The following is a 21,201-nucleotide window of genomic DNA, read 5'->3' on the forward strand; positions in this document are numbered from 1 at the left end:
TGTTTAATGCGTAAAAATCATAAAAAGAAATTTTTTATTCTTCCTTGTTAGCTATATCAGCCAGATAAAGTTCACCTTTTCCCACAACTGTTATAGATAAATTATCAATTTCTGCTTCTGATATCTCATTTTCCCCCTCTTTATCATAACAGCACACCGTTTAACATTGAGGCAGTGCATGTTTGGTCCAGATGCGTTTCATCTTGCGCGAATACAGTTCGCCTTTACCGTATCTTTTCATATTATTTTTCCGGCGATAACCATTGGCCTGGCGAGCTATCTCGCCGTGCTGGAAGGGCTGTGGCTGAAAACAAAAAACCCCGTCTGGCGTTCGCTGTACCATTTCTGGTCGAAGATCTTCGCCGTCAACTTTGGGATGGGCGTGGTCTCCGGCCTTGTGATGGCTTATCAGTTTGGCACCAACTGGAGCGGGTTTTCGCAGTTTGCGGGCAGCATTACCGGCCCTCTGCTGACCTATGAAGTGCTCACCGCGTTCTTCCTTGAGGCGGGGTTCCTCGGGGTCATGTTATTTGGCTGGAATAAGGTCGGGCCGGGGCTGCACTTCTTTTCGACCTGCATGGTGGCACTGGGGACCCTCATGTCTACGTTCTGGATCCTCTCGTCAAACAGCTGGATGCATACACCGCAAGGGTATGAAATCATCAACGGTCAGGTCGTTCCGGTGGACTGGTTTGCCGTGGTGTTTAACCCCTCCTTCCCTTACCGCCTGCTGCACATGTCGATAGCGGCATTTCTCAGCAGTGCACTGTTTGTCGGAGCCTCCGCGGCCTGGCATTTGCTGCGCGGAAACAACACGCCTGCCATTCGCACCATGTTCTCCATGGCGTTGTGGATGACGTTGATCGTAGCCCCTGTTCAGGCACTGGTGGGTGATATGCACGGGCTTAATACCTTAAAACACCAGCCCGCGAAAATAGCCGCCATTGAAGGCCACTGGGAGAATTCGCCGGGTGAGCCTACTCCACTGCTGCTGTTTGGCTGGCCGGATATGGATCAGGAACGGACCCGTTTTAGCCTTAAAATTCCCGCTCTTGGCAGCCTTATCCTGACCCACAGTTTCGATAAACAGGTTCCGGCATTGAAGGAGTTCCCAAAAGACGATCGCCCGAACGCCACCATTGTCTTTTGGTCTTTCCGCATCATGGCCGGTTTAGGGATGTTGATGCTCTTCCTGGGCATGGTGGCGGTCTGGCTGCGTTACAAACAGCGCCTCTACACCTCACGTTCCTTCCTGTGGTTTGCCCTGCTGATGGGGCCGTCCGGGCTGATCGCGATCCTCGCCGGATGGGTAACAACGGAGGTCGGCCGCCAGCCCTGGGTCGTCTATGGGCTACAGCGTACGAAGGATGCGGTTTCCGCACATGGCGATCTGCACATGAGCATCAGCTTGCTGGCCTTCTTCGTGGTTTATACCGCGGTGTTCGGCGTGGGTTACAGCTATATGGTGCGTCTGATTAAAAAAGGGCCGCAGCCTTATGAATCCTTCGCGACTGAATCCGATGGCCGCCCTGCTCGTCCGCTTTCTGCCGTCACCACTGAATTTAAGGAGTAACCGTAATGGGTATCGATCTTTCCATTATCTGGTTCGTGATTATCGTTTTCGCCACGTTGATGTATATCGTGATGGACGGTTTTGATCTGGGGATAGGCATACTGTTTCCGGTAACGCCGAATGCGGACGATCGCGACGTAATGGTCAACAGCGTGGCTCCCGTCTGGGACGGCAACGAAACCTGGCTGGTGCTTGGCGGTGCGGCCCTGTTTGGCGCCTTTCCTCTCGCCTATGCGGTGATCATCGACGCGCTAACCATTCCACTGACAATAATGCTGATCGGGCTTATATTTCGTGGCGTCGCCTTCGAATTTCGCTTCAAAGCGACTCCGGCGCACCGTCCGTTCTGGGATAAGGCCTTTATTGGCGGGTCAATTGTGGCAACCTTCAGCCAGGGCATCACCGTCGGCGCGGTCATCCATGGGTTCAACGTCACCGGTCGCGCTTACAGCGGTGGTCCGTTTGACTGGTTTACCGCGTTCAATCTTTTCTGCGGTGCGGGTCTTGTGGTGGCTTACGCACTGTTAGGAACAACGTGGCTGGTAATGAAAAGTGAAAATGCCCTGCAACAGCGGATGCGTCAGGTATCGAAAGTGCTTCTGCTCCTGCTTCTGGTATTCATTGCGGTAATCAGTATATGGACCCCTCTCGCCCAAGCAGCCATTGCTGCGCGCTGGTTTACGCTGCCAAATCTGTTTTATCTGCTGCCCGTTCCTGCGCTGGTTGCGATCCTGAGTCTGTGCCAGTGGCGCTGCCTGAACGATCCTGCGAGCCATACTCTGCCGTTTATCATGACGTTAGGGCTGGTTTTTCTTGGATTTAGCGGGCTTGGGATCAGCATCTGGCCGCATATCATCCCGCCGGACATTACCCTCTGGCAGGCCGCTGCGCCAGCCCAAAGCCAGGGCTTCATGCTGGTGGGCGCACTGTTGATCATTCCTGTGATTCTGGTCTACACCTTCTGGAGTTATTACGTTTTTCGCGGAAAAGTACAGCATGGGGAGGGTTATCACTGATGCAACAACCTGTATGGAAACGTTTGATGTGGCTTGCCATCATCTGGGGCGGCAGCGTCCTGGCACTGGCCTGCGTAAGTATGCTCTTTAAAATGCTGATGGCCGCAGCCGGATTTAAATCGCACTAATTCACTCACCGGGTGCGTTGCCGCCCGGTCCTTATCTCGCACTTTCAGATAAACCCCATTAACACCCTGGAGGGTATGGTTACACTGAAAAAATATTTACAGCATTGATAGTTTGAGAAGAAAAATGAAAAAGCTCGCGGCAGTAAGTTTAATCAGCCTAGCACTGGCTGGATGCGTTAATCCCGGTAAAGCCTCCGTTCAGACCGATCAGTTAGAGAATCACCGTTTCGTGCTGGAAAACGTTGATGGAAAAGCGGTTAAGGGCCTGAAAACGCAGCCTGAAATTCGGTTCAGCGCGCAGCCCAGTATCAGCCTGATTAACAACATTGCCGTCTCCGGCACAATGTGCAACGGCTTCAACGGCCAGGGAAAATTGTCCGAAGGAGAGTTGACGGTCAAAACGCTGGCAATGACGCGGAAACTCTGCACCGAGCCGCAGCTTAATGAACTGGATCAGACCCTCGCCGATATGCTACGCACAGGCGCTCAGGTAGACCTGACCGAAGACCAGTTAACGCTGGCGACAGCCAACAAGTCTTTAATGTTCAAGCGAGTTGAATAACTCAGTAACTCCCGCACGATCCTACGGCAAGCGACTGCTCACTACAGCGTTTGCCGTTTGGCAACGCGCACATGCCGATAGCGGAGCCGTCGAGCTGACGGGCAACGGAGAGTGACCCTCCGATCATTGCGCAGTTGGCCTGGCCTGAACTGGACATAGCCGCTCGCATACCTGGCGTAACGTGTGCCGCTGTCGCCTGCTGTACAGGTTCATTGCTGCATGCCGACAACAGTAACGCGGCACATCCGACCCAAAATGCAGAACGCATACCTTCCTCCCCATAGTTAAAGCGAAACCTATGCATAATAGGCATCACGCACCGCATCGTCGAGAGCGGATGTGCGTATTTATGCGCTCTGGTAACAATTTCTCGCAATTTTTTATCGCGAATAGCCATCCAGTCATTGATACAGCGCATACCAAGGACACAAAAGCGAAAATCGTAAAACCTGAGCTTTGCTAAAATACACAGATAATATTCAGGGTCTGTCGTCGTTTTACAGGCCCTTCATTTTTGCGCAATGTAAGGGTGTTGTCCTATGCAAACTATTGACGGCAATGGTGCAGTCGCGTCTGTTGCGTTTCGCACCAGCGAAGTTATCGCCATCTACCCCATCACCCCAAGCTCCACGATGGCTGAACAGGCTGACGCCTGGGCTGGTAATGGGGTAAAAAACGTCTGGGGCGATGTCCCGCGGGTTGTTGAGATGCAGTCCGAAGCCGGCGCCATAGCCACTGTGCATGGTGCGTTGCAGACCGGTGCCCTGTCGACCTCGTTCACCTCGTCTCAAGGGCTGCTGTTGATGATCCCCACGCTTTACAAGCTGGCAGGACAATTAACGCCTTTTGTCCTGCACGTCGCCGCACGTACTGTAGCCACACACGCGCTCTCTATTTTTGGCGACCACTCAGACGTGATGGCCGTGCGTCAGACCGGCTGCGCTATGCTCTGCGCCAGCAGCGTGCAGGAAGCACAGGACTTCGCGCTGATTTCGCATATCGCCACGCTGAAAAGTCGAGTGCCATTTATTCATTTCTTCGATGGTTTTCGCACCTCTCACGAGATCAATAAAATCGTTCCGCTGCCGGATGACACCATACTGAACCTGCTGCCGCAGGCTGACATTGATGCCCATCGCGCTCGGGCCCTCAATCCGGAACATCCGGTGATCCGGGGTACCTCTGCCAACCCGGATACCTATTTCCAGTCCCGCGAGGCGACAAACCCGTGGTACAACGCGGTATATGAGCACGTCGAACAGGCGATGGACGATTTTGCCGCTGCGACGGGTCGCGCATATAAGCCATTTGAATATTACGGTCATCCGCAGGCCGAGCGCGTGATCGTCCTGATGGGCTCCGCCATCGGCACCTGCGAAGAGGTGGTCGATGAGCTTCTTACGCGTGGTGAAAAAGTTGGCGTACTAAAAGTTCGCCTCTACCGTCCATTCTCTGCGAAACATCTGCTCGCAGCCCTGCCGGAAAGCGCACGTGCCGTGGCGGTACTTGACCGCACCAAAGAGCCTGGCGCGCAGGCTGAACCCCTTTACCTTGATGTAATGACCGCTCTGGCTGAGGCGTTTAATCACGGTGAACGCGAAACGCTGCCGCGCGTCATTGGCGGGCGTTATGGTTTGTCTTCCAAAGAGTTCGGGCCGGAGTGCGTCCTGGCCGTATTTGCTGAACTGCGCGAGGCAAAACCGAAGCCGCGCTTTACGGTCGGCATTTATGATGACGTGACTAACCTTTCTCTCCCTTTGCCGGAAAACACCCTGCCCTCGAATGCGAAACTGGAAGCGCTGTTCTACGGTCTGGGCAGCGACGGCAGCGTCTCGGCGACCAAGAACAACATCAAAATTATCGGTAACTCCACGCCGTGGTATGCGCAAGGGTATTTCGTTTACGATTCCAAAAAAGCGGGCGGGTTGACCGTCTCGCACCTGCGCGTCAGCGAACATCCAATCCGCTCGGCATACCTGATTTCTCAGGCGGATTTTGTTGGCTGTCATCAGCTCCAGTTTATCGATAAATACCAGATGGCCGAGCGCCTGAAGCCCGGCGGTATTTTCCTGATCAACACCCCGTATAGCGCCGATGAGGTCTGGGCACGACTGCCCCAGGAAGTCCAGGCGGTGCTAAACCAGAAACAGGCGCGCCTGTATGTCATTAACGCCGCGAAGATCGCCCGCGAGTGCGGCCTGGCCGCGCGTATCAATACGGTTATGCAGATGGCGTTCTTCCATCTGACCAATATTCTGCCGGGCGACAGTGCGCTGATGGAGCTCCAGGGGGCGATAGCCAAAAGCTACAGCAGCAAAGGTCAGGAGCTGGTTGAGCGCAACTGGCAGGCGCTGGCGCTGGCCCGCGAGTCGCTGTTCGAGGTGCCGTTGCAGCCGGTCAATACCAGCAGCCCGAACCGGCCGCCAGTGGTGTCTGACGCTGCCCCGGATTTCGTCAAAACCGTTACGGCGGCGATGCTTGCCGGGTTGGGCGACACTCTTCCCGTCTCTGCGCTTCCGCCTGATGGCACCTGGCCGATGGGCACGACCCGCTGGGAAAAACGTAACATTGCCGAAGCGATCCCTATCTGGAAAGAAGAGCTGTGCACCCAGTGCAACCACTGCGTGGCGGCCTGCCCGCACTCGGCCATTCGCGCCAAAGTGGTGTCGCCAGAAGCAATGGCGGACGCACCGGAAAGTCTGCACTCGCTGGATGTAAAATCCCGTGATATGCGTGGCCAGAAATATGTCCTTCAGGTGGCACCAGAGGACTGTACCGGCTGTAACCTGTGCGTCGAGGTGTGCCCGGCGAAAGATCGTCAGGATCCCTCAATCAAAGCCATTAATATGATGTCGCGTCTGGAACATGTTGAAGAAGAGAAAGTGAATTATGACTTCTTCCTCGACCTGCCCGAAATCGATCGCAACAAGCTGGAACGCATTGACATTCGTACCTCGCAGCTCATCACCCCCCTCTTCGAGTACTCCGGGGCGTGTTCCGGATGCGGTGAAACGCCGTACATCAAACTGCTTACCCAGCTTTACGGCGACCGGATGCTGATTGCCAACGCGACGGGCTGCTCGTCAATCTATGGGGGGAACTTGCCGTCTACGCCTTATACCACCGACGCGTATGGCCGCGGCCCGGCTTGGGCAAACTCGCTATTTGAGGATAACGCAGAATTTGGTCTGGGATTCCGCCTGACGGTCGATCAGCACCGCGCCCGCGTAATGCGTCTGCTGGAACAGTTTGCCGATAAAATCCCGGCAGAGCTGAATGACGCCCTGCATGCGGAGGCCACGCCTGACGTTCGTCGCGCACAGGTTGCTGAACTGCGCCACGCGCTTCAGGGTGTTGAAGGGGCTGAACAACTGCTGACCGATGCTGACGCGCTGGTTGAAAAATCTATCTGGCTGATCGGTGGCGACGGATGGGCCTACGATATTGGTTTCGGTGGTCTTGATCACGTCCTGAGCCTCACCGAAAACGTTAACATTCTGGTGCTTGATACTCAGTGTTATTCCAACACCGGCGGACAGGCCTCGAAAGCAACCCCACTGGGTGCGGTCACGAAATTTGGTGAGCATGGCAAACGAAAGGCGCGTAAAGATTTGGGCGTCAGCATGATGATGTATGGACACGTCTACGTCGCGCAGATTTCGCTGGGCGCGCAGCTTAACCAGACGGTGAAAGCCATTCAGGAAGCGGAAGCGTATCCTGGCCCGTCGCTGATCATCGCCTATAGCCCGTGTGAGGAGCATGGCTACGATCTGGCGCTTAGCCACGACCAGATGCGTCAGCTTACCGCAACCGGCTTCTGGCCACTGTACCGCTTTGACCCGCGCCGTGCCGATGAAGGAAAATTACCGCTGGCGCTGGATTCCCGTCCGCCTTCAGACGCCCTTGCCGAAACCTTACTTCAGGAGCAGCGTTTCCGCAGGCTGAACGCTCAACAACCAGAAGTAGCAGAGCAGCTATGGAGGGACGCGGCAGCGGATCTTCAGAAGCGTTATGACTTCCTTGCACAGCTGGCGGGGAAAGCGGAAAAATCAACCAGCGAATAACCGTTATGCCCGGCTTGTCCGGGCATTTTTTTGCCATAAAAAAGCCCGATGCACGTGCACCGGGCTAATCCAGAAGTTCGGTGAAAATTGCCTCAACGTTCTGAACAATATTCACGTGAATTATGGATGAAAAAATCTTAAAGGCATATAACGCCATGGAGAATACCTTCTTTACCACTTAATTAATAATTTTTATTTTGTATCGATTATAACGATTAATTCACGGCATCAATTGTTATTTCAAACGCATCATTTGCTTTAGATTTTACTCAACCCGTAACAATTATATTTTATTCATCAGCCCTCTGTGTGATTTAGCATGGGACAGCTTTCCAGCCCGGAAAGTTCACTAAGCAATAAAAAAATAACTGCAAAGGAATAATCAAAATGCAAAGAAAAGTACTGGCACTGATGATCCCCGCTTTGTTAATGGCTGGAGCCGCTCACGCAGCTGAAATTTATAATAAAGACGGCAATAAACTGGATCTGTATGGCAAAGTAGATGGTCTGCATTATTTCTCTGACGATGCGTCAAAAGATGGCGACCAAACTTATATGCGTCTGGGTTTCAAAGGTGAAACCCAAATCAACGACATGATGACCGGTTACGCGCAGTGGGAATACAACATTCAGGCAAACAACACCGAAGGCTCTGACAATCAGTCCTGGACGCGTCTGGCCTTCGCGGGTGTGAAGGTAGGCGACTACGGATCCTTCGATTACGGCCGTAACTATGGCGTCCTGTACGACGTAGAAGGCTGGACCGATATGCTGCCAGAATTTGGTGGCGACTCTTATACTTATGCCGATAACTTTATGACCGGTCGTGCAAACGGCGTGGCGACCTACCGTAACACCGACTTCTTTGGTCTGGTGCAGGGTCTGAACTTCGCGGTGCAGTATCAGGGTAATAATGAAGGTAATAACTGCGATGAGAATTTCTGCTCTACCAATGAAGGGACCAACAACGGTCGTGATACACGTCATGAAAATGGTGACGGTTACGGTATCTCCGCAACCTATGATTTCGGCATGGGCTTCAGCGCAGGCGCGGCATATGCTTCATCTGACCGTACTAACGATCAGGTAAATTACACTACTGCGGGAGGTGATACTGCGGATGCATGGACCGCAGGCCTCAAATACGATGCCAACAACATTTACCTGGCTGCAATGTATTCCGAAACCCGTAATATGACGCCGTACGGCGACAATGCAGATGCGGTTGCAAATAAAACCCAGAACTTTGAAGTGACCGCACAATATCAGTTCGATTTCGGTCTGCGCCCGGCTGTTTCCTATTTACAGTCCAAAGGTAAAGATCTGGGCAATGGTCAGGACGATAAAGACCTGGTGAAATACGCTGACGTCGGTGCTACCTACTATTTCAACAAAAACATGTCCACCTATGTTGATTATAAAATCAACCTGCTGGATGAAGATGATTCATTCTACAAAAACAATGGCATCGGTACGGATGACATCGTAGCGTTAGGTCTGGTTTACCAGTTCTAATCCCGTTAGCCCGCAGCGATCTGCGGGCTAATTTTATCTCTGTTTCGCCTGTTCTTTGCGAAAAGAGAGATAGCCAATTACCCCGCTGTCGCCATCCATAGGGTGATTTATCCCATCCATTACCGCCACTTCCGGGAAGTCGAATGGCGTAACATTTTCCAGACAGGCGACATTCACACCATATTCATTGGGATTGGAACGTCGTTGATGGAACGTGTAAATACCGCAAACCGAGCAGAAGAAATGGCGCGCCGTGCCGGTGTTGAAACGGTACTCTGTGAGCGTGTCCGCGCCCTGCGTCACCTTAATACCCGTCAACGGCGCGGAAACCACTACTGCCCCGCGCATCCTGCAAAACGAGCAGCTACATCGCCGTGCGGTATTCAGGCCGTCCGTCAGCTCAACAGTGAATTTCACCGCCCCACAATGACACTGTGCATGACGAATTTCAGCCATCGCTTATACCCCTTTTCTCACTAACTCAGCCGCTTTTAAAAAGACCTCATCTTCGACACCATCCCCCTTCTGCCTGCCGAGCCTCACCAGCTCATCGACAATACTTTCACGGTTGATGATCTTCTGCGCTGAAACCAGCCCGATAACGGCGGCACCAATCGCCAGCCCAACTAATCCTGTCTGTTCGTCTTTATTTTTCATAGAAGCGCTCCATTGTTCCCCTCAAAAGCGTAGCAGGAGAACTGTAAAACGTGCTGGAACGCGGGGAAGAGGTCGGTGCTTTATCTCACCTTCTCGTCCGGCAAAACAGGGGGTTCTGAGCGGGTATCGGAATATCGTGAATAGCGTTGCGCATAGCGAGGCCGTAATGGGTGTTAAAACCGCCTTCGTAAAGGCGGCTGGTCATTACTCTGGATCTTTATCGCCTGATTCAGGCGCTGAGCCAGGATCATCTTTCGGTTTTCTTCCATCCTTTTCCGGGTTATCCGGGCTGGGATTATAATCAGGATGGTCACCATTAACGGGACGGTCAGACATTTTCACCTCCGTTTTTACTGCGTAAGCTGTAAGTGTAGACAACCCGTTAGTCTTAACCAAACTTCTTTGAGGGGCTCATTTGTAAATCGTGCTGGCATTCGGCGCTGCAATCCGTACCATACACGACACACTTTCGCATGCTGGTTTTTACCGGTAGCCGCAAACCCCTCTTTTATCGCTAACCAGATGGGGCACGTAAATGCGCAGATGGTGTATGAAATCTATGCTACATGGATAGAAGAGATGAACACGAAGCTGACGCTTTGAAATCGTTTTCTCACCCTTTGCCCCATTTGAGATCTGAGTAACGAATAGATGCAACAAAATCAAGAGATTAACAAGAAAGAACAGTACAACCTGAATAAACTGCAAAAGCGACTGCGCCGTAACGTGGGCGAAGCCATTGCAGACTTCAACATGATTGAAGAAGGCGATCGCATCATGGTCTGCCTGTCGGGCGGTAAAGACAGCTACACCATGCTGGAGATCCTGCGCAATCTACAGCAAAGCGCACCGGTGAACTTTTCCCTGGTCGCGGTTAACCTCGATCAGAAACAGCCAGGATTCCCGGAGCATATCCTGCCGGAGTACCTTGAGAACCTGGGCGTTGAGTACAAAATCGTAGAAGAGAATACCTACGGCATTGTAAAAGAGAAGATCCCTGAGGGCAAAACGACCTGCTCGCTTTGCTCACGTTTGCGTCGCGGCATTCTGTACCGCACCGCAACCGAACTGGGCGCCACCAAGATTGCGCTTGGTCATCACCGGGACGACATTCTGCAAACGCTGTTTTTGAATATGTTTTACGGCGGCAAAATGAAGGGAATGCCACCGAAGCTGATGAGTGACGACGGCAAACACATCGTGATCCGCCCACTCGCCTACTGTCGCGAGAAAGACATTGAGCGTTTCTCTCAGGCCAAAGCCTTCCCTATCATTCCGTGCAATCTGTGCGGCTCACAGCCGAACCTGCAACGTCAGGTCATTGGCGACATGCTGCGTGACTGGGATAAACGCTATCCGGGCCGCATCGAAACCATGTTCAGCGCCATGCAGAACGTGGTGCCTTCGCACCTCGCCGATGTTGAACTGTTCGATTTCAAAGGGATTAACCACGGTTCAGAGGTAGTGAATGGCGGGGATCTGGCGTTTGACCGCGAAGAGATCCCGATGCAGCCTGCTGGCTGGCAGCCAGAGGAAGAGGATGCGCAATTCGATGAACTGCGCCTGAACGTGGTGGAAGTGAAATAACCTGACTGCGTCTCAGACAGTGCTTCTGAGACGCTTTTTTCCCTTACTTCAGCAGCCGAACGCGGCAGGTTTTCCCTTTAATCTTCCCGCCCTGCAACTGTTTCCAGGCCTTATGCGCAACCGACTGGCGAACCGCTACATAGACATGTGCAGGATGGACCGTGATCTTGCCAATATCTGCCCCGTCGAGACCAATATCCCCTGTTAACGCCCCCAGAACGTCACCGGGACGCATTTTGGCTTTTTTTCCGCCGTCGATGCACAGGGTGTCCATTTCCGCCGCCAGCGGAGCGATGCTGATATTACCGGGGGCATTCACCCAGTTGAGTTTCAGTTGCAGCATTTCCGCAAGAATATTAGCGCGCTGCGCCTCTTCAGGCGCGCAGAAGCTGATCGCGAGACCGCTGTTACCCGCACGCGCGGTACGCCCGATGCGGTGGACATGCACTTCCGGATCCCATGCCAGTTCGAAATTCACCACCAGTTCAAGCGATTTAATATCCAGGCCACGAGCCGCCACATCCGTTGCAACCAGCACGCGAGCGCTGCCGTTAGCGAAACGCACCAGCGTCTGATCGCGATCGCGCTGCTCCAGATCGCCATGCAGCGATAATGCGCTCTGTCCGGCATCATTCAGGGCATCGCACACCGCCTGACAATCTTTTTTGGTATTACAGAACACCACGCAGGACGCTGGCTGGTGTTGGCTAAGCAATTTTTGCAGCAGTGGAATTTTGCCCTGCTGCGACGTCTCGAAGAACTGCTGCTCAATCGCTGGTAACGCATCGACAGTATCGATTTCAATGGTCAGCGGGTTCTTCTGCACGCGCCCGCTGATCGCCGCAATCGCCTCTGGCCAGGTGGCAGAAAAAAGCAGCGTCTGACGCGTGGCGGGCGCAAAGCGGATCACGTCGTTAATCGCATCGCTGAAGCCCATATCCAGCATGCGGTCAGCTTCATCCATCACCAGCGTTTGCAGTGCATCGAGTGAAACGGTGCCTTTTTGCAGGTGATCGAGCAGACGGCCCGGCGTTGCCACAATGATATGCGGCGCGTGCTGAAGGGAATCGCGCTGCGCACCGAACGGTTGTCCGCCGCAGAGCGTTAAAATTTTAGTGTTAGGCAAAAAACGCGCCAGACGACGCAGCTCACCCGCGACCTGGTCGGCCAGCTCGCGCGTCGGGCAGAGTATCAGGGACTGGGTCTGAAACAGGGTTGCATCAATATGCTGCAACAGGCCGAGTCCAAATGCAGCCGTTTTTCCACTACCGGTTTTCGCCTGCACGCGCACATCCCGGCCTTCAAGGATAGCTGGCAGCGCGGCGGCCTGGACAGGGGTCATAGTGAGGTAACCCAACTCATTCAGGTTTGTCAGTTGGGCTTCAGGCAGAACGTTCAGCGTGGAAAAAGCGGTCACAATATACTCTCATGGTAATGATTGCAGTCAGATGGCGCGTATCCTCGCAGATCTCCGCTAACGATGCGACAATTTAATCGGTTCTTCGTCCGGTGGCGGATCCGGCATCGGCTGCGGACGCGGGATGGGATCGGGAATTGGGGTCGGATCGGTGGGCACCGGATCGGACTGCCATGTGTTCAGGCGTTGCAAGGCAAGTAGCATACTCATCTTTCCCTCCAGATTAGGGTGCTTACCCTAAAGGGTAGACGCAGATAAACAGGAGGCAAAAAAAAGCCGACTATGAAGTCGGCGTCGTACGAATCAATTGTGCTATGCAGTAATTCAAAAAAAGGAAGTAAGACAATATGGAGCGCAACGCCCATCGCTTGACGTTGCATTCACCTGCGGGAGTAATATTGCACCTAACATGGTCTAAGTTTATTGACTTCGCTCAATTAAAATGTCGTTTTGAAGCAGTCGCAGCATTAGAAAATGCGTAAATTTACAGCCATTTACTACGATGCAACCACCATGCAACACCCCCAATCAAAACCACTAACATGACGCAAAACGTGGTGAAGCCATAGTGATATTCACCGCCGGGGATCCCCCCAAGATTGACGCCAAACAACCCGGTTAAGAACGTACTCGGTAAAAAGACCATCGCCATCAGCGACATGGTATAGGTTCTCCTGGCTAATGACTCCTGCATTACCTGTGCTATCTCATCCGCCATGACCGCCGTTCTGGCGATACACGAATCAATTTCGTCCAGACCACGTCCCAGCCGGTCAGCAATATCCTGCATTCTGCGACGCTGATCGTCATTCATCCAGCTCATGCGTTCGCTGGCCAGTCTCGCATAGACGTCGCGCTGCGGGGTCATATAGCGGCGCATAACAATAAGCTGTTTTCGCAACAACGCCAGAAAACCACGTGGGGGAATTTGCTGATCGAGCAGGTTGTCTTCCAGATCGATGATTTTATCGTGGAGTTCTTCAATAAACTCGCTGGCATGATCGGTCAGCGCATCACATACATCCACCAGCCAGCTTCCGCAATCCGTAGGCCCCGTGCCCTCTTTCAGATCGTTAATGACGTCATCCAACGCCAGCACTTTTCGCTGACGGGTGGAAACAATCAATCGTTCATTCATGTAGACACGCATTGCCACCAGCTGATCTGGACGCTCATCCGTACTGCCGTTTATGCAACGCAGTGTTATTAACGTCCCCTCACCCATCCGGCTGACGCGAGGTCTGAGACTTTCTCCCGCCAGCGCATCCCGAACGTTGTTGGGCAATAGCGGCGTGGACGCGAGCCACTCGGCGCTGTCCGGGTGCGTGTAGTTGAGGTGCAGCCAGCATGGGTGTTCGTTGTCGATGTGATCCTGATCTTCAAGCGGCCTTGCGCCCCCGCGCCCATCAAGTACCCATGCAAAAACCGCGTCAGGTACGTTAACTTCAGACCCTTTAATGCTCTCCACAGCGCCTCCACCGATTTATCTCTTTCGGTGTCAGTCTAGCTTTCGTCGAGGGTTAAGCAATAATTATGTGAGGCATCATCCTGAATATGCTCAGGAATTCACCACCCATTCGCGGCTTATTAACGCATTATCAGCCTGGTACTCGTTCTTCAGACGGAAATTACGTGTTCGTGTCTGAAGTTCAATCACCTGATTGCGCAACACATCTGACGAACCGTTCAGTTCTTCAACCATCGACACATTGCTCTGTGTTACGCGTTCCAGCTCTGACAATGCCAGCGTGATTTGTGAAATCCCTTTTTCTTGTTCCGATGTTGAGGCGGAAATTTCATCCATCAGTCGGCTCACGTTGCCCGAGCCGGTAACGATGTCGTGCATGTTTTTTTCAGCTTCAGAGACTACGTTAACGCCCTGCGTCACGTTATGGCTGGTGACTTCAATCAATGACTTAATATTTTTTGCCGCTTCGGCGCTACGATGCGCCAGGCTTCTGACCTCACCAGCGACCACTGAAAATCCTTTTCCATGGTCGCCCGCTCTTGCCGCTTCAACGGCGGCGTTAAGCGCCAGAATATTGGTCTGAAAAGCGATACCGTCAATCAGCGAGATAATCTCTGTCATTTGCTGGGCGCAGTCGGTAATTGATTGCATATTGTTCGCGACCTGCCCCATTAACTCTCCGCCTTTACGCGCCTGCAACGTCGCGATATTCGCCTGTTCGCTGGCTAAACGGGTATTGTCGGCATTATTTTTTGTACTTGCAGCCATCTCTTCCATGCTGGCTGCCGTTTGCACCAGCGAAGCTGACTGCTGTTCTGTTTTAACGGAAAGCTGCGCGCTGCGTGAAGAAAGCTGATCTGACAGGGTCATCGCGGTTTGCGAGGAGGCGCGGATCTCACGGACCAGCGTTGCAATGTTGCTGGAGAGACTATTAATGCCCGGGATCAGTCGTCCCGCACAGTTGTTGCCGAATTCAGGGATCGACACGCCGAGATTGCCTGACGTCACTTCTTCAATACTTTTTTTCACAGTATTGATCGGCGTCACAAGATATTTTGTCATATACGCCCAGAGTAAAATTAAGGCGATACATTGTACGATAATGACTGCAATAAAAAGCGAAAAACTCCCTGAAAATAGCGCTATAACTCCATCACTTACCAAAAACACACATAAAAGGAAATAGACAATGAAGGTTCTGACACTAATATTTCTTAGCATAGTTTTTCCTACGACTTTATATTTTTGTGGGCTCTAAGGTTTATAGCATTGCCACAGTATTTTGTCCTCACGTTCGTCGTTGGTTTGTTGTTTTGCAGTTTGATTTGAGCAGTTTCGCTTAAGGCAGATAAAAAGCATGATATACGGTAAATATCCAGCTTGTAGTTTGGTTACCGCCCCCCCTTAAATATTAGCACTTACCTATTTAAGAAGGAGTACCGTAGGGCAACATTGTTTAGTCATGCTTAATAAGTTAACGTAGTTAATATATATCAACTACGTTACCGTGACCTCCCACCAGGCTGGCTTACGTTCAGGCCAGACAGTCGACTGACTGGAAAAAATAGTCCTCCGTCATGAGAACATTCTCTTTAACACTTTGATGTCCGCGACGAATATACCAGCCTGTTTCAGGCGCCATGCTTAAATGGTATATCCTCTCCCCCGATATACTGCCGGGGGCATTAATGCACATTGTCATACACCCCTTCTCTGATCCCCTGATGATCTGTTCTGGCATAATGCTGACGCTGCGATCTCCATTTCGCAGAATGACAGTCGTGATGACATAACGACATATACTGCTACTGAGGCTGTAGCCGACCGTACTCAAATCGGTGATATGCTTTTGGGATAACAGGACTTCAATACCAGAACCCTCAAACCAAACAATAATTTGCTGTGCAAGATCATCCATCCGCTGACAAAAAACCCTGACTTCGGCTTCAGCCGAATTAATATGAATCGGTTTATTTACGTTATTCTGCTGCACTTTCTTAAAAAAACGCTCTCTTACTGACATGTTAACTCCGTGTTTTTCGCCAGTCTTATTGTTCTTTTTTGTGCTTCAGCAGGGCGTAGCTAACAATCAACTGCTGAAGATGTTGTTCGACCTTGTTTTGCTGCGCTGCTGACCGGGGTTGCCCGGCAGGTAGAGTGGAAAGCAGACGAAGCTGCTCCTCAAGCGGTATGGTTTGGCTAAATGACTGCGACATGGCAAACACGTCTGATTTCAGTTCACTCACCGTCATGTACTTCCCCTTCTGTTCATCCAGTGCGTTCAGCTTGTTCGTCAACTGCTGCAACTGCGCCATACCCTGATGCCATCCATTCAGATCTAAATCTGCTAGCGCAGCGATACTCATCTGTTTCTGCCAATATTGCGCCAGGGGTTTGGCTTCTTCCGGCCACAGCGTCAGCGCCTGCTGCACCAGACGGTCGCCGAAGCTCACTGCCCAGTCTGGTTTCAACTGTAAAAGCTGCGCTAACAGCTGTTGTGTCTTGCCAATCCCCGGTTCCGGTGACGGTGACGTTTGTTGCAGCGCCTCTAATTGCCCTGTAGATAGCCCTTGAGGTAGAGGAGCCAGAGCCGCGGCTAGCTGCGCTTGTGCCGAATCTGGCGCATGCAACATCTGCCATCCTCCTGCGACGACACTGGCTGCCACCAGCATGGTCAACATACCAGCAGCAAATGGCTTCCAGAGTTTCATCGACACCGGAGGTTCTTTAACCACCCCAACGTTCAGCACCGGCTCGGGCTCAACCACATAAACCCATTTACTACGCTCAGTCGGTTCGACGAGGTGAATTTCCGTAGCACCCAATGCGTCACCGTGCAGACTCATGTCCGTATTTTCGCTCTTTTCCAGACGCACTGCTGCGTTCTGCATCATCGTGCGCAGAGCATCAAGCTGAGTAGCATGCTTGAGTTCCAGACGCTGCAAGACGTCCCCCAAAGCGTTCAGATGCTCTTCAGACTGATACAGCTGCCCTAAGTCGGCGTACGTCAGCGATAGCGTTCGTACTACCTGTTGCAGGCGCTTGCTGAGTGCACTGAGGATTTCGATTCGCGCATGGACAGGCTGTGGCCAGAGGTTTCCCCACTGGCGGGCTACCAGTGCAGCAAGTAACGCAAGCCCCTCATTCATACCGTACAATCCGGCCAGATGCGTACGGGCGAGCGTATACCAGGCAGCCGTTTGTAGCTCCACACCGTTATGCCCGAACAGTGACAGACAGAGCGTTTCCGCGTGTTGCCAGTTCACATCCGGGCGTGCCGGATGGGTGAGCTTGTTCATTTCTTCGCGCAAGGCAGCGTAACCCGCAAGCGTGCGCGGATCCCCGCCGGTTTTAAGTTGGCGTTCAGAATTTATTGTCATAACTGTTTTAACCTGAGTAATAACTAGATGGCGGCACGTGCATCGAGGTATTGCTGTTGTTTCAGATGACGGATTAATACCCTGCCCTCCGGCATAAATTCCGTACCATATCGAACTAACCCGACCCCCTTCAGCTCCGCGTCAATGGCGTAGCGAAGCTCACCGGCCTGAATCTGTTCCTGCATCACCACGTTAATTCGATTCAGGCGCGGCTCATATTTCAGCAACACGGCCGACAGTGTGGTGATCAGCTGATGGGCGGTTCCGGGCATCCCCTGGAGGATTTTTGTCATATCCGGCAGGCCGTAGTCCGGCAGGTGAGCCAGCGTACCAGCGCGGCAGTTGAGGATGCGCTGCATATTATCGAGTACTGATAAAATCACCTGATTCTGTTCGCTGACCTGGTTGAGGTTCAGGCCACCTGAGAAATTGCCGCTCAGCATTTCATACAGCGATGGCGTATTATGTCCCTTTGGCATAAGTCATCCTTCAATGGCTGTAACGTCAGGTGGTTATTCCCGGCCTCCAGAATGCGCGGCTTATCCGGATCGAGATCTTCACGTTTTAGAACCTGCTTCCAGGTATTGTTGTCCAGGTCCGGGTGACGAAACAGGCCGACTACCGCGACAAACTGCGTTTCTTCTTCCATTGGCATATCAAGATTTGTATCACCACCCGGTTTTACGACCACATCTCGGGTCGTCAGCAGGTCGGCTTTCAGGATGGTTTCGCCATCTTTCAGGAGTTGCTGGTAAACCGTTTTATCGAAGATTTTACGGTCTTTCAGTTGATAGACGCGGACTACCACCGGCTCGGAGAGTGAGTTATTTTCGCGGGAATCGGTGTTTAACGCTTCACGCGCCGTGAAATCCAGGTGCAGCATCTTAATTTTTTTGTAGAACACGGAGTTAAATGCCGATTTGGTGCCATCAGTGATGCCCTGCGTCACCCCGCACCCCGTCAGGCTGAATGCCAGCAGAGCAGGCAGCAAGCTCGCGTGTTTAATTGAACTTGTACGTAACACGTCGGTTTCCTTGTTGTGATATTGCCGGCTTCAGGCCGGTGTAATAGCCCAGTTCCGTCGTAAAGGTCGGTGGGATATCGTCTGTAAACTCCCCCTCATCAGCCCCCAGCACGCCGTTCATCCCGAGCCAGAAAGGGCCTTCACCAAGCGGCGGAACGGCAAGAAGTCGGGTCCGGGTGGTCAGGGTGAGTTTTGCCTTAAAACGCCAACCGAGCCAGACACGAATCATCACCATAAAGTCCTGATACAGCAGACCGTCCGGCTTCCAGCCCTGTGCCTCCTGTTCATTATCCGTCCTAAGCGCAACCAGCAGTTGGCTACCCGCATCCATCGCTTCGTCACCCAGTGGTGTGTTGCCGTCCAACAGAAAATCGTCATCACCGTAAAAGCCCAGTGGCTGACCAATTTCCACCGGCCGCAGGCAGTACGGGCTAACCTTAACGGTGGTTTCCGGGGCCAGCAAAGTCACCAGCGCCTGCATCCCCTCCTGAGTTTTGCCCGGTTGCTGTAGGACACCCAGCAAAGCCAGAAAACGGGATACCGGTGTGGCAATGTGGTCTGCTGTGCCGGGAATACCCAGCCCCACCAGACCCAGCAGTGACTGCGAGATGCTGTCTGTACCACCGGGTTCAAAGGTGGCAGGATAAGAGTATTTACGCCAGATACGGTAAAACTGCGTCAGAATGCGATGGCTGAAGATATCCAGAAAACCCTGTAGTGCATAATGCCCTTCCCGACGCTGAGCGATGTCATCGAGATACGCCGTCGGCAAGGGTGAGTCGACACCGTACATTCCCATAAAGGTCGTGCGGATGAGTGGTGGCCGGCTGTCATCCTCCTCATCATATTCCACGGCTTTCATCTCACTGGCCGGAAATCCCATCCCCGGATGTGGGGCAAAGCGTACCGGATCATCCCCCGGGTGACTGGTCGAGCCCATCAGCGGCCTGCCCGGGTTACGCTTCTCCAGTAACTGGCATAAACGGTAAAAGTTAATGCGATGCAGGTCGGCTTCCAGCCGTGGGCTCAGCCGGGAATACGGCGATTGTGCTTCTCTTCCCATTCCAGGCGCTCTCCGGTAGGTTGCAGGATGATAATCAGTCGGTTAAACAGATAAATGTCGGTGTAGAGCGCAAAGAAACGACTCAGCATCTCGCCAAACAGGCAGATGTCACCGCGCCCGGCAAAGCCATGGCTGTCCAGGGTCACCTCAATCTGCACGCCGCGCACCAGATAGCCCTGCTCAAAGCGTTCGGTTTCACTGTGCTTCACGTCAATGATGGCTTCCAGGCGGCGACGGTTCATCTCGCTGTCGGTCCATTCATACAGCGCCAGGGTACCGCGCAGCACGTCGGCATTATCCATCATCGACAGAAATCCGCTGCCAAGGTGACTCAGCACGCGCCAGTGGAAACGGTCCTGCGCCGGTGGGTAACAAGGTAGCGTCGGCGCGCACAGGTTGCGCACGGCAATGCTGACCGAAGTGGTTTTCATCACCGTATCAAGCACGGTGCTTTGCAGCGCACGTCGTGGCAGTTGACCGTTTGTGCCGGTGAGCGTCAGCGACAGGCTTTCGTCTTCCGGGACGGTATGATTATTAAATGCTTCGCCGCCAAGAATGAGCCAGGTGTTATGCAGGCCGGACGGACCGCGGCGCACGCGGGTGTGGTAGTAATATTCCGGTGCTTCATGACGCATCATTCCTCCCTTATGACGGAAGCTCGAAAACGGCACGTAGGTATGCTGACTCGACGACATCACCGAATCCACGGTATATATCTCGGTATGGCCATCCTGCACGCGCATCGGGCGCAGCATGTATTCGGTTTGCAGAGAATTGAGCGTCAGCGGATCGGATTCCAGCGGAAACAGGTTAATGACCGGCACGCAATTCAGGCGCAGGTGCTTTTCGGTAAAGCTGAAGTCATGCTCCCAGCGTTCCGCCAGCACCACGTCGATTTCAAACCAAGGAAGCTCAGAAGGAAAGATCACGGCCTCCAGCCCGCGCAGCCCCATGAACATAAATTTCTCGCGGAAGGTGAAGTACTCCAGCAGCAACTGGTAACCGCTGAAACTGCTGTCCCCCTTCGGCCACAGCCTGTCATCATCACCAAACCCCAGTGCGGTGAAATACCCGTCCATCGGCCTTCTGTCTACGTCACCTGGCATGCGCAGCCACAGACGCGCCGTATTCATGGTAAAAGCTTCATGCATAGCGCAGGCCAGCGGTGCGTCAGCATTGAAATAGAACGGGATCTGGCTGAGATCGACACGGCTCCAGTCAGCAAGATGGCTACAGCTGAAGCGCAGGCTGATGACAGAGCGCCCGTCAGGATCAGTCGACAGGCGGGCATGCTCCAACGCCAGTGGCTGAAGGGTTATCTCTTTAGTTGTGGTGTAGCGACAACGCGTGCCTTTTTCACCGATCGGCCGCGAATTGACCTCGAAACCTCTGGCAATACGCATCGGTTCTTTCATCTCACGCCAGACAGGAGTGAACTCCACCACCGACATCGAGGGAATGGTGCGCAGGTAATGCGGCCACAACAGGCTGACCAGCCCTTCGGTCAGTTCCGGCAGGTCGTCGTCAAGCTTCTCGCGCAGGCGGCCCATCAGGAAGGCAAAGCCCTCGAACAGGCGCTCCACGTACGGGTCGCGCGCGCCCGCCTTATCGAGATTGAGCATTGCTGCCTGCTCAGGGTGAGCGCGGGCAAATTCTTCGCCGGCTTCCAGCAGGTAGCGCATTTCAGCGTCGTAATAACGCAGGGTTAAATCATCCATAAGAACCTGAATAAATGTGTTTTAAAGGT

General features: G+C 53.0%; 21 protein-coding genes and 1 pseudogene. 8 read left to right on the forward strand and 14 right to left on the reverse strand.

The features are described from left to right. Nucleotides 1–178: 178 nt before the first annotated feature. The 4 genes from INF86_RS14480 (at nucleotide 179) to hslJ (ending at nucleotide 3,279) form a co-directional block, all read left to right on the forward strand. Nucleotides 179–1,573, forward strand: coding sequence for a cytochrome ubiquinol oxidase subunit I (locus tag INF86_RS14480; protein WP_193543650.1), 1,395 nt, complete (start codon nucleotides 179–181; stop codon nucleotides 1,571–1,573). Between the two features lie 5 nt (nucleotides 1,574–1,578). After that, nucleotides 1,579–2,589, forward strand: coding sequence for a cytochrome d ubiquinol oxidase subunit II (gene cydB, locus INF86_RS14485; protein ID WP_063200111.1), 1,011 nt, complete (start codon nucleotides 1,579–1,581; stop codon nucleotides 2,587–2,589). Next, a complete protein-coding gene (locus INF86_RS14490) occupies nucleotides 2,589–2,717 on the forward strand; it encodes a DUF2474 domain-containing protein (RefSeq protein ID WP_017693358.1) in 129 nt (42 codons plus the stop codon). The genes cydB and INF86_RS14490 overlap by 1 nt, the downstream gene beginning before the upstream one ends. Nucleotides 2,718–2,841: 124 nt before the next feature. Next, the gene (hslJ, locus tag INF86_RS14495; protein WP_023300211.1) at nucleotides 2,842–3,279 is read left to right on the forward strand and encodes a heat shock protein HslJ; all 438 of its coding nucleotides are present in this window, start codon (nucleotides 2,842–2,844) and stop codon (nucleotides 3,277–3,279) included. Nucleotide 3,280: 1 nt separating this feature from the next. Here the strand turns inward: hslJ and INF86_RS14500 are convergent, their stop codons facing one another. Then, nucleotides 3,281–3,547, reverse strand: coding sequence for a DUF333 domain-containing protein (locus INF86_RS14500; RefSeq protein ID WP_003856935.1), 267 nt, complete (start codon nucleotides 3,545–3,547; stop codon nucleotides 3,281–3,283). Between the two features lie 271 nt (nucleotides 3,548–3,818). On the opposite strand from INF86_RS14500, the gene nifJ reads away from it, so the two are divergent. Together nifJ and ompC are read left to right on the forward strand one after the other, a co-directional pair. Continuing rightward, the gene (nifJ, locus tag INF86_RS14505; protein WP_048206785.1) at nucleotides 3,819–7,343 is read left to right on the forward strand and encodes a pyruvate:ferredoxin (flavodoxin) oxidoreductase; all 3,525 of its coding nucleotides are present in this window, start codon (nucleotides 3,819–3,821) and stop codon (nucleotides 7,341–7,343) included. 387 nt (nucleotides 7,344–7,730) lie between these two features. Next, nucleotides 7,731–8,858, forward strand: a complete 1,128-nt coding sequence (gene ompC / locus INF86_RS14510) for a porin OmpC (RefSeq protein WP_022648258.1) — start codon at nucleotides 7,731–7,733, stop codon at nucleotides 8,856–8,858. Between the two features lie 33 nt (nucleotides 8,859–8,891). Here the strand turns inward: ompC and INF86_RS14515 are convergent, their stop codons facing one another. From INF86_RS14515 to INF86_RS22580, 3 genes are all read right to left on the reverse strand, one after another. Then, nucleotides 8,892–9,314 carry a GFA family protein gene (locus tag INF86_RS14515; RefSeq protein WP_023300213.1) on the reverse strand — a complete coding sequence of 141 codons (423 nt, stop codon included), beginning with the start codon at nucleotides 9,312–9,314 and terminating at the stop codon, nucleotides 8,892–8,894. A 3-nt stretch (nucleotides 9,315–9,317) separates the two neighbouring features. Next, complete coding sequence (locus INF86_RS14520; RefSeq protein ID WP_022648260.1) at nucleotides 9,318–9,515, reverse strand: hypothetical protein; 198 nt, start codon at nucleotides 9,513–9,515, stop codon at nucleotides 9,318–9,320. Between the two features lie 204 nt (nucleotides 9,516–9,719). Further along, entirely contained in the window at nucleotides 9,720–9,851 is a 132-nt protein-coding gene (locus INF86_RS22580) for a hypothetical protein (RefSeq protein ID WP_255248590.1), read from the reverse strand. Between the two features lie 81 nt (nucleotides 9,852–9,932). Here INF86_RS22580 and INF86_RS22480 point away from each other — a divergent pair. Together INF86_RS22480 and ttcA are read left to right on the forward strand one after the other, a co-directional pair. After that, nucleotides 9,933–10,118 (forward strand): annotated as a pseudogene (locus tag INF86_RS22480) (tyrosine-type recombinase/integrase); the annotation flags it as partial. Between the two features lie 48 nt (nucleotides 10,119–10,166). Beyond that, nucleotides 10,167–11,102 (forward strand): tRNA 2-thiocytidine(32) synthetase TtcA, encoded by a 936-nt coding sequence (ttcA, locus tag INF86_RS14525; RefSeq protein ID WP_001186974.1) that lies wholly within the window; start codon nucleotides 10,167–10,169, stop codon nucleotides 11,100–11,102. 43 nt (nucleotides 11,103–11,145) lie between these two features. Here the strand turns inward: ttcA and dbpA are convergent, their stop codons facing one another. The 10 genes from dbpA to tssF form a co-directional block, all read right to left on the reverse strand. Beyond that, nucleotides 11,146–12,519 (reverse strand): ATP-dependent RNA helicase DbpA, encoded by a 1,374-nt coding sequence (dbpA, locus tag INF86_RS14530; protein ID WP_193543651.1) that lies wholly within the window; start codon nucleotides 12,517–12,519, stop codon nucleotides 11,146–11,148. 57 nt (nucleotides 12,520–12,576) lie between these two features. After that, nucleotides 12,577–12,723, reverse strand: a complete 147-nt coding sequence (locus INF86_RS14535) for a hypothetical protein (RefSeq protein ID WP_369702450.1) — start codon at nucleotides 12,721–12,723, stop codon at nucleotides 12,577–12,579. 280 nt (nucleotides 12,724–13,003) lie between these two features. Then, nucleotides 13,004–13,987: a zinc transporter ZntB gene (gene zntB / locus INF86_RS14540; RefSeq protein WP_032624170.1), complete on the reverse strand. Its 984-nt coding sequence runs from the start codon at nucleotides 13,985–13,987 to the stop codon at nucleotides 13,004–13,006. A 90-nt stretch (nucleotides 13,988–14,077) separates the two neighbouring features. Further along, nucleotides 14,078–15,208, reverse strand: a complete 1,131-nt coding sequence (locus tag INF86_RS14545) for a methyl-accepting chemotaxis protein (protein ID WP_022648264.1) — start codon at nucleotides 15,206–15,208, stop codon at nucleotides 14,078–14,080. 313 nt (nucleotides 15,209–15,521) lie between these two features. Beyond that, complete coding sequence (locus INF86_RS14550; RefSeq protein ID WP_193131950.1) at nucleotides 15,522–16,010, reverse strand: hypothetical protein; 489 nt, start codon at nucleotides 16,008–16,010, stop codon at nucleotides 15,522–15,524. 25 nt (nucleotides 16,011–16,035) lie between these two features. Next, nucleotides 16,036–17,367, reverse strand: coding sequence for a VasL domain-containing protein (locus INF86_RS14555; RefSeq protein WP_193543652.1), 1,332 nt, complete (start codon nucleotides 17,365–17,367; stop codon nucleotides 16,036–16,038). A gap of 23 nt (nucleotides 17,368–17,390) precedes the next feature. Beyond that, nucleotides 17,391–17,846: a type VI secretion system baseplate subunit TssE gene (gene tssE / locus INF86_RS14560; protein WP_022648267.1), complete on the reverse strand. Its 456-nt coding sequence runs from the start codon at nucleotides 17,844–17,846 to the stop codon at nucleotides 17,391–17,393. Next, the gene (gene tssJ, locus INF86_RS14565; protein WP_193543653.1) at nucleotides 17,804–18,391 is read right to left on the reverse strand and encodes a type VI secretion system lipoprotein TssJ; all 588 of its coding nucleotides are present in this window, start codon (nucleotides 18,389–18,391) and stop codon (nucleotides 17,804–17,806) included. The genes tssE and tssJ overlap by 43 nt, the downstream gene beginning before the upstream one ends. After that, a complete protein-coding gene (gene tssG / locus INF86_RS14570) occupies nucleotides 18,369–19,454 on the reverse strand; it encodes a type VI secretion system baseplate subunit TssG (RefSeq protein WP_193543654.1) in 1,086 nt (361 codons plus the stop codon). Before tssG ends, tssJ begins: the two co-directional genes overlap by 23 nt. Beyond that, the gene (tssF, locus tag INF86_RS14575; RefSeq protein ID WP_154051323.1) at nucleotides 19,418–21,172 is read right to left on the reverse strand and encodes a type VI secretion system baseplate subunit TssF; all 1,755 of its coding nucleotides are present in this window, start codon (nucleotides 21,170–21,172) and stop codon (nucleotides 19,418–19,420) included. The genes tssG and tssF overlap by 37 nt, the downstream gene beginning before the upstream one ends. Nucleotides 21,173–21,201: the final 29 nt, after the last annotated feature.

The sequence above is a fragment of the Enterobacter cloacae complex sp. I1M genome, from assembly GCF_014982425.1.
GTDB lineage: Bacteria > Pseudomonadota > Gammaproteobacteria > Enterobacterales > Enterobacteriaceae > Enterobacter > Enterobacter intestinihominis.

What these genes read in the sequence shown, in the direction of transcription:
- tssG (WP_193543654.1), bottom strand. Translation starts at nt 19,454, where the DNA reads ATGGGAAGAGAAGCACAATCGCCGTATTCCCGGCTGAGCCCACGGCTG.
- tssF (WP_154051323.1), bottom strand. Translation starts at nt 21,172, where the DNA reads ATGGATGATTTAACCCTGCGTTATTACGACGCTGAAATGCGCTACCTG.
- hslJ (WP_023300211.1), top strand. Translation starts at nt 2,842, where the DNA reads ATGAAAAAGCTCGCGGCAGTAAGTTTAATCAGCCTAGCACTGGCTGGA.
- tssE (WP_022648267.1), bottom strand. Translation starts at nt 17,846, where the DNA reads ATGCCAAAGGGACATAATACGCCATCGCTGTATGAAATGCTGAGCGGC.
- nifJ (WP_048206785.1), top strand. Translation starts at nt 3,819, where the DNA reads ATGCAAACTATTGACGGCAATGGTGCAGTCGCGTCTGTTGCGTTTCGC.
- INF86_RS14545 (WP_022648264.1), bottom strand. Translation starts at nt 15,208, where the DNA reads ATGCTAAGAAATATTAGTGTCAGAACCTTCATTGTCTATTTCCTTTTA.
- INF86_RS14520 (WP_022648260.1), bottom strand. Translation starts at nt 9,515, where the DNA reads ATGAAAAATAAAGACGAACAGACAGGATTAGTTGGGCTGGCGATTGGT.
- ompC (WP_022648258.1), top strand. Translation starts at nt 7,731, where the DNA reads ATGCAAAGAAAAGTACTGGCACTGATGATCCCCGCTTTGTTAATGGCT.
- cydB (WP_063200111.1), top strand. Translation starts at nt 1,579, where the DNA reads ATGGGTATCGATCTTTCCATTATCTGGTTCGTGATTATCGTTTTCGCC.
- INF86_RS14555 (WP_193543652.1), bottom strand. Translation starts at nt 17,367, where the DNA reads ATGACAATAAATTCTGAACGCCAACTTAAAACCGGCGGGGATCCGCGC.
- ttcA (WP_001186974.1), top strand. Translation starts at nt 10,167, where the DNA reads ATGCAACAAAATCAAGAGATTAACAAGAAAGAACAGTACAACCTGAAT.
- INF86_RS14550 (WP_193131950.1), bottom strand. Translation starts at nt 16,010, where the DNA reads ATGTCAGTAAGAGAGCGTTTTTTTAAGAAAGTGCAGCAGAATAACGTA.
- INF86_RS14490 (WP_017693358.1), top strand. Translation starts at nt 2,589, where the DNA reads ATGCAACAACCTGTATGGAAACGTTTGATGTGGCTTGCCATCATCTGG.
- INF86_RS14535 (WP_369702450.1), bottom strand. Translation starts at nt 12,723, where the DNA reads ATGCTACTTGCCTTGCAACGCCTGAACACATGGCAGTCCGATCCGGTG.
- INF86_RS22580 (WP_255248590.1), bottom strand. Translation starts at nt 9,851, where the DNA reads ATGTCTGACCGTCCCGTTAATGGTGACCATCCTGATTATAATCCCAGC.
- INF86_RS14500 (WP_003856935.1), bottom strand. Translation starts at nt 3,547, where the DNA reads ATGCGTTCTGCATTTTGGGTCGGATGTGCCGCGTTACTGTTGTCGGCA.
- INF86_RS14480 (WP_193543650.1), top strand. Translation starts at nt 179, where the DNA reads ATGTTTGGTCCAGATGCGTTTCATCTTGCGCGAATACAGTTCGCCTTT.
- INF86_RS14515 (WP_023300213.1), bottom strand. Translation starts at nt 9,314, where the DNA reads ATGGCTGAAATTCGTCATGCACAGTGTCATTGTGGGGCGGTGAAATTC.